This window comes from Pantoea sp. AN62, assembly GCF_050432985.1.
Classification (GTDB): Bacteria; Pseudomonadota; Gammaproteobacteria; order Enterobacterales; family Enterobacteriaceae; genus Pantoea; species Pantoea brenneri.
On sequence record NZ_JBNPYB010000037.1, the window covers coordinates 1 to 6,368 of the forward strand.

The 6,368-nt window shown below is 47.8% G+C and carries 10 protein-coding genes and 1 pseudogene; 1 reads left to right on the forward strand and 10 read right to left on the reverse strand.

Features of this window, described 5'->3' with window-relative positions; translation table 11 throughout:
- Both FHW04_RS23285 and FHW04_RS23290 read right to left on the reverse strand, forming a co-directional pair.
- Positions 1-270: hypothetical protein (locus FHW04_RS23285; RefSeq protein ID WP_429274155.1), on the reverse strand; the 270-nt coding region annotated here is incomplete at its 3' end.
- A 61-nt stretch (positions 271-331) separates the two neighbouring features.
- The gene (locus FHW04_RS23290; RefSeq protein WP_089562598.1) at positions 332-778 is read right to left on the reverse strand and encodes a helix-turn-helix domain-containing protein; all 447 of its coding nucleotides are present in this window, start codon (positions 776-778) and stop codon (positions 332-334) included.
- Positions 779-1,132: 354 nt separating this feature from the next.
- Here FHW04_RS23290 and FHW04_RS23295 point away from each other — a divergent pair, with 354 nt between their 5' ends.
- Positions 1,133-1,750 carry a recombinase family protein gene (locus tag FHW04_RS23295; RefSeq protein WP_089562592.1) on the forward strand — a complete coding sequence of 206 codons (618 nt, stop codon included), beginning with the start codon at positions 1,133-1,135 and terminating at the stop codon, positions 1,748-1,750.
- Positions 1,751-1,803: 53 nt separating this feature from the next.
- Here FHW04_RS23295 and FHW04_RS23300 read toward each other — a convergent pair whose 3' ends face one another.
- The 8 genes and pseudogenes from FHW04_RS23300 to FHW04_RS23335 form a co-directional block, all read right to left on the reverse strand.
- Positions 1,804-2,052, reverse strand: coding sequence for a hypothetical protein (locus FHW04_RS23300; RefSeq protein WP_089562593.1), 249 nt, complete (start codon positions 2,050-2,052; stop codon positions 1,804-1,806).
- A gap of 81 nt (positions 2,053-2,133) precedes the next feature.
- Complete coding sequence (locus tag FHW04_RS23305) at positions 2,134-3,018, reverse strand: hypothetical protein (protein ID WP_143811596.1); 885 nt, start codon at positions 3,016-3,018, stop codon at positions 2,134-2,136.
- Positions 3,019-3,485: 467 nt separating this feature from the next.
- The gene (locus FHW04_RS23310) at positions 3,486-3,935 is read right to left on the reverse strand and encodes a hypothetical protein (RefSeq protein ID WP_089562595.1); all 450 of its coding nucleotides are present in this window, start codon (positions 3,933-3,935) and stop codon (positions 3,486-3,488) included.
- Positions 3,936-4,466: 531 nt separating this feature from the next.
- On the reverse strand, positions 4,467-4,709 hold the full coding sequence (locus tag FHW04_RS23315) for an HTH-like domain-containing protein (RefSeq protein ID WP_089562596.1): 243 nt from the start codon (positions 4,707-4,709) through the stop codon (positions 4,467-4,469).
- Positions 4,710-4,779: 70 nt separating this feature from the next.
- Positions 4,780-5,058, reverse strand: coding sequence for a hypothetical protein (locus tag FHW04_RS23320; RefSeq protein ID WP_179420112.1), 279 nt, complete (start codon positions 5,056-5,058; stop codon positions 4,780-4,782).
- A 616-nt stretch (positions 5,059-5,674) separates the two neighbouring features.
- Positions 5,675-5,887 (reverse strand): hypothetical protein, encoded by a 213-nt coding sequence (locus tag FHW04_RS23325; RefSeq protein ID WP_089562589.1) that lies wholly within the window; start codon positions 5,885-5,887, stop codon positions 5,675-5,677.
- A 4-nt stretch (positions 5,888-5,891) separates the two neighbouring features.
- Positions 5,892-6,101, reverse strand: coding sequence for a hypothetical protein (locus FHW04_RS23330; RefSeq protein ID WP_089562590.1), 210 nt, complete (start codon positions 6,099-6,101; stop codon positions 5,892-5,894).
- 55 nt (positions 6,102-6,156) lie between these two features.
- A pseudogene (locus FHW04_RS23335) lies at positions 6,157-6,368 on the reverse strand (hypothetical protein); the annotation flags it as partial.

Sequence of the window (6,368 nt, forward strand, 5' to 3'; positions counted from 1 at the left end):
GAGATTTCCTACGCCGTCTTCACAGGCTTGTTTGGGCAAAGTAACTTTGAAGTAACTTACGTCATAGGCATCAGAAGCTGATTTCCTGATAAGGTATTGCACCAGTACTGAGATGTTTTTAGGCCCGACCTTCAGAGTTGAAGATTTAGCCAGGACTTTATAGTTGCTGTCCGAAGATTCACCAATTGTCATCCAAGAGCTGGAATCAGCAAAAGCATTTGAACTGATAGAGGCTAAAGTCAGCGCGGCGGCCCAGAAGTATTGTTTCATGGAATCTCCCTTTCAAAGATGGCTCTATTCTACCAGACCATTAGGAATAGTCTTAACCCGCCTAATTCTTAAATAGCTTTGACCAGAATCCCTTGTTCTTCTCAGCTTCTAACTGCTGTTTAAGATCTGCAACTTCCTGCTGTAGGCGCTGCCGCTCCAGCTCTTCAGCCTCGTTTTTCTGCTCGCGCTGCTGCTTATCTTCCAGTAAAAGCTGCTGCTGGTTCTGGATTAGCTCGCGTAGCTCTGCCAGCTCCGCACGCATAGCTTTCAGGTCTTCAGTTGGGAAATCGGACTGTGTATTTTTACGGTGTGAATCTGTGTTTACCTCTTTCCCAGGCAAGTTCACACTGCCGTAAGCACGTATGAGTTCCGACGCATCAATCACTCGTGCATTTTTCCCATCGCGTGACACAGTCACTTTCCCTTGTGCGATATGGTTGTAGAGTGTTCTACGCGTAATCCCTACCGCCTTCGCAGCCTCAGTAAGATTGAGCTGTGTCTTCTGCACTGTATACCCCTTGAAAATATCAGCCTGGACCACTGTGTAAGGTGTGAAGTATACACCCGGCAATCCGGGCGGCTATGAAGAATGATCTCGGTGCATTAGACGCACGGTCAAGCCGGAAAAAAGCCGGGGGTAATAGGCACACCAGGAAAGTGGGAAATATCGTACAGCAAAGTTACTTTTACTTTCGCCAGCAACTTTGACTCGCTGGCGATCTCATACTTTGTATCAATAGGGTATACCTCAACGGCACATCGGAACACTGTCTCTTTAGGGTTAAATAATTAAGTATTGACTACACAAAGATAGCGCTGTATCTTTAGGGTTATAGCTTGAAACTTCAAAGAGACAATGATAATGAATGCACGGATTTATGCACGGGCGTCAACGAAAGGTCAGGACAGTTCACGCGCTGTGCCAGCACTGCGAGAGTTTGCAGCGGAGCACGGGTGGAAGGTAGAAAAGGAGTACGTAGAGAACGCTTCTGGTGCATGTTTAGAGCGCGTACAACTTATGCAGTTGCTTGATGAAAGTAAGGAAGGGGATTTGTTGCTGGTGGAGTCTATCGACCGTCTCAGTCGCCTGGAAGCTGCACAATGGGATGTATTGAAACGGACTATTCAGGATAAGGGATTGAAGCTGGTGGTAGTGGATTTGCCCACCTCATGGAACATGCTTGGCGAGACAATCAACCCGATGATTGACGGCATCATGAAGGCAGTTAACGCCATGCTGATCGATATGCTGGCGACTATGGCCCGGCAGGATTACGAGACACGCCGCGCGCGTCAGGCTCAGGGTATCGAGAAAGCAAAAGCCGCTGGCGTATACATCGGGAAGCCAAAGGATGAGGAGGCGCGAGAGATGGTGGCAACGTTGCTTGCAAAGGATGTTGCACCGAAAGATGTGATGAAAGCTGCGGGCATTAGCCGTGCCACATATTACCGAATCAAGAAAGAGCTGGAGGGCCAATGATGGCCGCCACTCAACCTCATTAAGATCCTCGCTGGCGCGGGGATTTTTCCTTTTTAGCCCACACTGACACTTATCTTCTCGTCCTTCTCTTCCTCCATAGACGAACCGTCTTCACTGCCAGGCTTGCTGGTGTCCTCCTGCTCTGCCTTTCTATCGAGTAGCTTTAAAGTTGACTGTAGCTGCCGTATGGCGGTTATCCGCTGCGTTGCTGGTAGTAATGGATCACGGATTATCCCTTCCAGTATCTCAATGTGCTCTCCAAGCTGGTCTTCAATACGGGTTTTCAGCTTTAAACTGTTCATTTCTTCTCCAAAATTGATTTTTTTTACGGTTGAGAGGGCGAGGATCGGCCTCTGCTAAGCGTTTCTGGGCAAATAGCCCATCTAAAATGGGCTGGTCATAAACCCTGACTGATACTCGCTCCAATCTTCCAACAGTTCGTTTAACTGCCCGCGCTCATAGGTTCCTGTCTGTAATAGCTGGAATGCCAGATCACAGAAGAGCTTGCAGTAGCTTGAAGCTGCCATCGGGTTTTTATAACTGGACTCGATGTAACCGGTTGGAATGAACTTGGAGGCTGGCCTGGAATCAGCAGGAAATAGATCGTGTAACGAGAAGAACAGGTCATCTGTCTCTGTTGCCTGAATACCTTCCAGCAGACGCAAAATATCCATGCCAAACGTCATCAGATCTTGTTCAGCTGGATAGCAACGCTGGATTTCTTTCGCGTATACCACTATCTCCGGTAATCCCGGATTGCGGTAAAAACCGGAGCTAACCTCAACGCCTTTAGCCTGTAATAAGCCGATCAACTCTTTGGTTGTTAGAAGTTCTGTATTGTTGAATGACAAGTTAGCGTCGAGATCTTCCAACGTTGCCTGCTTCTTTGCAGTAGAGCTGGACTGGAATCCAGTTATCTTGCAGCACGCGTCGTAGATTCCCAGGTGTTTTAGATAACGGATTATTTTCTCTTGGACTTCATCGCGAGGCGTACTTTCAGAAACCTTCCAGCGCGGCGAAATCTCTCCAGAGATACGACGGCCAACGCTCAGATGTTCTTTATGGGATTTGTTCCTTCTTTCATCGCCAACAAACAGATTGTCAGGATGGATTGTCCCTCCGCTTTTAACAGAGGCTCTGTGACAGATATTCCACGGGTAACGGGCTTTCTCAGCATCACTGCTGCTTGGCTGAGCTTTATCTCGTAATGCCAGAAGTTCACGGAGTGTAATGAAATCTTCAGGTTTAAAGCCTTCAAGGATCTGCACCGTACCGGCGCGGCGGCACTGCTTGATGAGGTATTCAAACGTCTTAGATCGCAGGAAGCTAACCTTCAGACCAGTACTCTTCTTTCTGCTTAAAGCCTTGCGACATTTAGGACTGCAAGTCTTAGCCCTTTTACTTATAAGTGGCGCACCGCACACGGAGCAGCCTGAGTAATCATTGCTACACAATGAACCCCCTATTTTATCTAAATCATGATTAGGGTTACCGCTCTACGCGCGCGTACCGTGACATTTTGTAACCCAGTAAAAACCCAGCAATGACAAGGTTTGCGGGGCAGTTTTTGACAGAAAATCTGTCACACTTTGTCGAGACCTCGACGTACAAGAAGGGACAATGCTTGAGTGATTGTGAGGCTGTTTTCTTCAGCAAACTTCTTTGCGTCACGCAGGAGAAAAGTAGACAGGGGAACTTTGCGGTATTGGACTCTCTCGTTCATTACGCCTCCCGGTTACTTAGCCATTTCTGCAAGCAGATCGGCTTTAAGCTGGGCGATACGGTCACGCTCTTTTTGCTGGGCAGCTTCGACGGCTCGCGCTTCTTCTTCAGCAACAAAATCGTCCAGTTCGGCTTGGATTTTCGCGGCGGCCTGCTCTTCAACTTTAGCCACGGCCATAGCACGGAATTCAGCTATTTCAGCCTCCTGAACATCCTGCGGTTTGGTCATGCTGAGTACGTTGTAAAGACCCTGATTGAGGACAGAGTGATAGGTGTAACCCTGGGGAAGTAGATCGACGAGCTTCTGACAAATGTCATGGGCTGTCAGGCCCGGATACTTTGCTATGTACCCACTGTGGCGGTACACATCCTCAGCCTTCTGAGCGTATTGCTCGCGCTGTTCGTCAGTGATTTGGTGACGGCTTTTCAACTCTGCCAGGTAGGTTTTTACGGTTGCTTTCATAGGATAGAGATCTCCATTTTGAGTTTGGTTAAGCGGACGTTCTGGCCGCGACGGATTGAAATAATGGTGTGACGTTGGAGCAATGCCAGATTGCGGTATGTGGTCGATTTGCTTTGGCCGCATTCAGATGCGGCTGAGAATAATGCTTCAACATCAGTCTGTAGGTCTGTTTGCCACATCAGTTGAGCAATAATCCAGATACGGTTTGGCGTGCTAAGAACGCCGTATTTAGCTAACAGTTCTTCTATTTTCTTTTTCAGGTTGCCTCCAAAAAGCCAAACGAATCCGATCCCTCAGCAGAGAGATAAGATGGATTGAGTTGGGAATAATGAGTAGGTGGATGAGACAGCGGAGCACTGAAATTGCAGGGTTTACAAGGTGCTGTAAGATTATTATAGCACAGAATGAGAATGATCTCAATAAGAAACTATAACAAATGTTATAATAACATAAGTGATAGTTAGATTTTTTATTAAAAGCTTTGCAGATTCTCCATGCAGGCAACACAGGGAGCATCAAAGCCCCCTTATATTACAGTTTGCTGGTATCGAGTCCGGCAGACTTCAGGCGCTCCGTAAGGTTACGCATCTTGCTGAACTCCGTGCCAAAACTGGGTTTCAGGCCCGCACCCTCACAGAACTCTTTAGCGGTGACGTTTCTCAGATCATCCGCGTACTTAATCATCTGGAGATGCATTTCTACGGTTTGCTTGTTACGCGGCGCTTTGTTGATGGCTTCTTTAATGTTGTTGTAGATCTGCTGCTCAGTTGTCATAGCTTAACCCTTATCTAAGTTAGATAAATATTATAAATTAGCTAATTTAGATAATCAACCGGCGCGATGCTCAGATCCTATCGAGAGCAGATAGCACAATCTTCATCTGTACCAGCTCCTCTTCCTTGTCTTGTATCCAGTCCCGGCCTTCAATGCTGTTCAACCAACGTTTCTTTTTTTCTTCAATCTTGCTTTGGCGCTCAGCAACAACTTGATCGAGTAACTTACGTTGCTTAGGGGTCATGCTGTCGGTGAAGCGCGCTTCAATACGATGGCCGCTCTTGATCGCCTGCTTCAAAACCTTTTTATCTTCTTTCGATAATCCCTGATAGATAAGCTTGTTGCTCATCGCTGGCACTCCTTTTGCAAAATGGCAATTGGTGAAGGGAAACCCTGGAGAACGTCAACAACTCACCCCCTGAACTCAATCAGGAGGCAGTGTTAACGCCTCATAGCGAATATGGCAATCGGAGCCAGGTATAACCGCTATCAAACGTAGGAGATCATCCGTGGGACTCTCCCTGTAGACCGTATGCACCACTATGCACCACTTCCCCTGGTCTACCACATCAGCACCGGAACGCACTCAAGGGATCGCAATGATTGCCCAATCTAAGCACTTTACATAGGTGTACTGATGCAACTCATACGGGGTCTGCTGTTAGTGAAACTCTCTCACGCCAGTAGCAGGATACAAATGATGGGCTGTCGTCACGTCTCCCCCCCATCATAGGGGCGAAGAGTTCAAGAAGGGGAACAACTGAAATGTTTACAACCTTGAGGGGTTGAAGTGTTGGCCTGGAGTGGGCTACACTGTTTTAACAGATTTGGTTTCGATGTTCCCCCGAACTCGTTACCACGGAAGTCTAAGGACGCCAATCCTAAACTTCCTCTGAATAAGCCGCCCCGCAAAGGCGGCTTTTTCTTTGCCTGTGATAATGCCCCGGAAACGGGTCAGGCGTCAATCACTTGCCTGGTTTTGCCTTCCCAAGCTGGAGATAGATCAACAACGCGAGGGGCAGAAACGACACAGCCCACAGCCAGCGAAAATCACTGTACTTCGTCACTACACCCACGAACCACGGCAGGACGATAGCGCATACATAAACGAATATGCGTTGTCCTCGCTTGAGATCCGCGTACCAGTCAGCCAGCGCGCTTCTTTTCTTTTCGCTCACAGCATTACCCTCGCTGAGCGGCTTCCATTCCCGCTTTGATGCCTTCACGGTAGGAGTTGCTGCCGATAGGCGTTATCGGTTCAATCGGGCAGATCGGGACAATGACCATGTCACCCTTAACAATCTTGTAGCCCTCTTCAAACCCTGTGCAAAAAGCAGAGTTAGCCATAGCGCCGCCGGAAAATAGCGCCAGAAGTAACGCGATCTTTTTCATGTCATCCCTTAGTCATTTCGAAAAGCTGAAAGTAGTCAAAGCCGGTTAAAGCTAATTAGTTTTTTAATGCGTTACACAGATGGTCGCCGATGTTCGCACCTACAGAGGCTCCCTCTGATACATACTCAGATGTAAACGCGCCGGGGCCGTCATGTGATAATGGGGAAAAGCTGAGATTTCCTACGCCGTCTTCACAGGCTTGTTTGGGCAAAGTAACTTTGAAGTAACTTACGTCATAGGCATCAGAAGCTGATTTCCTGATAAGGT

Excerpts from the sequence above, each read along its gene's own strand:
- FHW04_RS23300 (WP_089562593.1), bottom strand. The coding sequence starts at position 2,052 with ATGAACAGTTTAAAGCTGAAAACCCGTATTGAAGACCAGCTTGGAGAG.
- FHW04_RS23320 (WP_179420112.1), bottom strand. The coding sequence starts at position 5,058 with ATGAGCAACAAGCTTATCTATCAGGGATTATCGAAAGAAGATAAAAAG.
- FHW04_RS23295 (WP_089562592.1), top strand. The coding sequence starts at position 1,133 with ATGAATGCACGGATTTATGCACGGGCGTCAACGAAAGGTCAGGACAGT.
- FHW04_RS23315 (WP_089562596.1), bottom strand. The coding sequence starts at position 4,709 with ATGACAACTGAGCAGCAGATCTACAACAACATTAAAGAAGCCATCAAC.
- FHW04_RS23330 (WP_089562590.1), bottom strand. The coding sequence starts at position 6,101 with ATGAAAAAGATCGCGTTACTTCTGGCGCTATTTTCCGGCGGCGCTATG.
- FHW04_RS23310 (WP_089562595.1), bottom strand. The coding sequence starts at position 3,935 with ATGAAAGCAACCGTAAAAACCTACCTGGCAGAGTTGAAAAGCCGTCAC.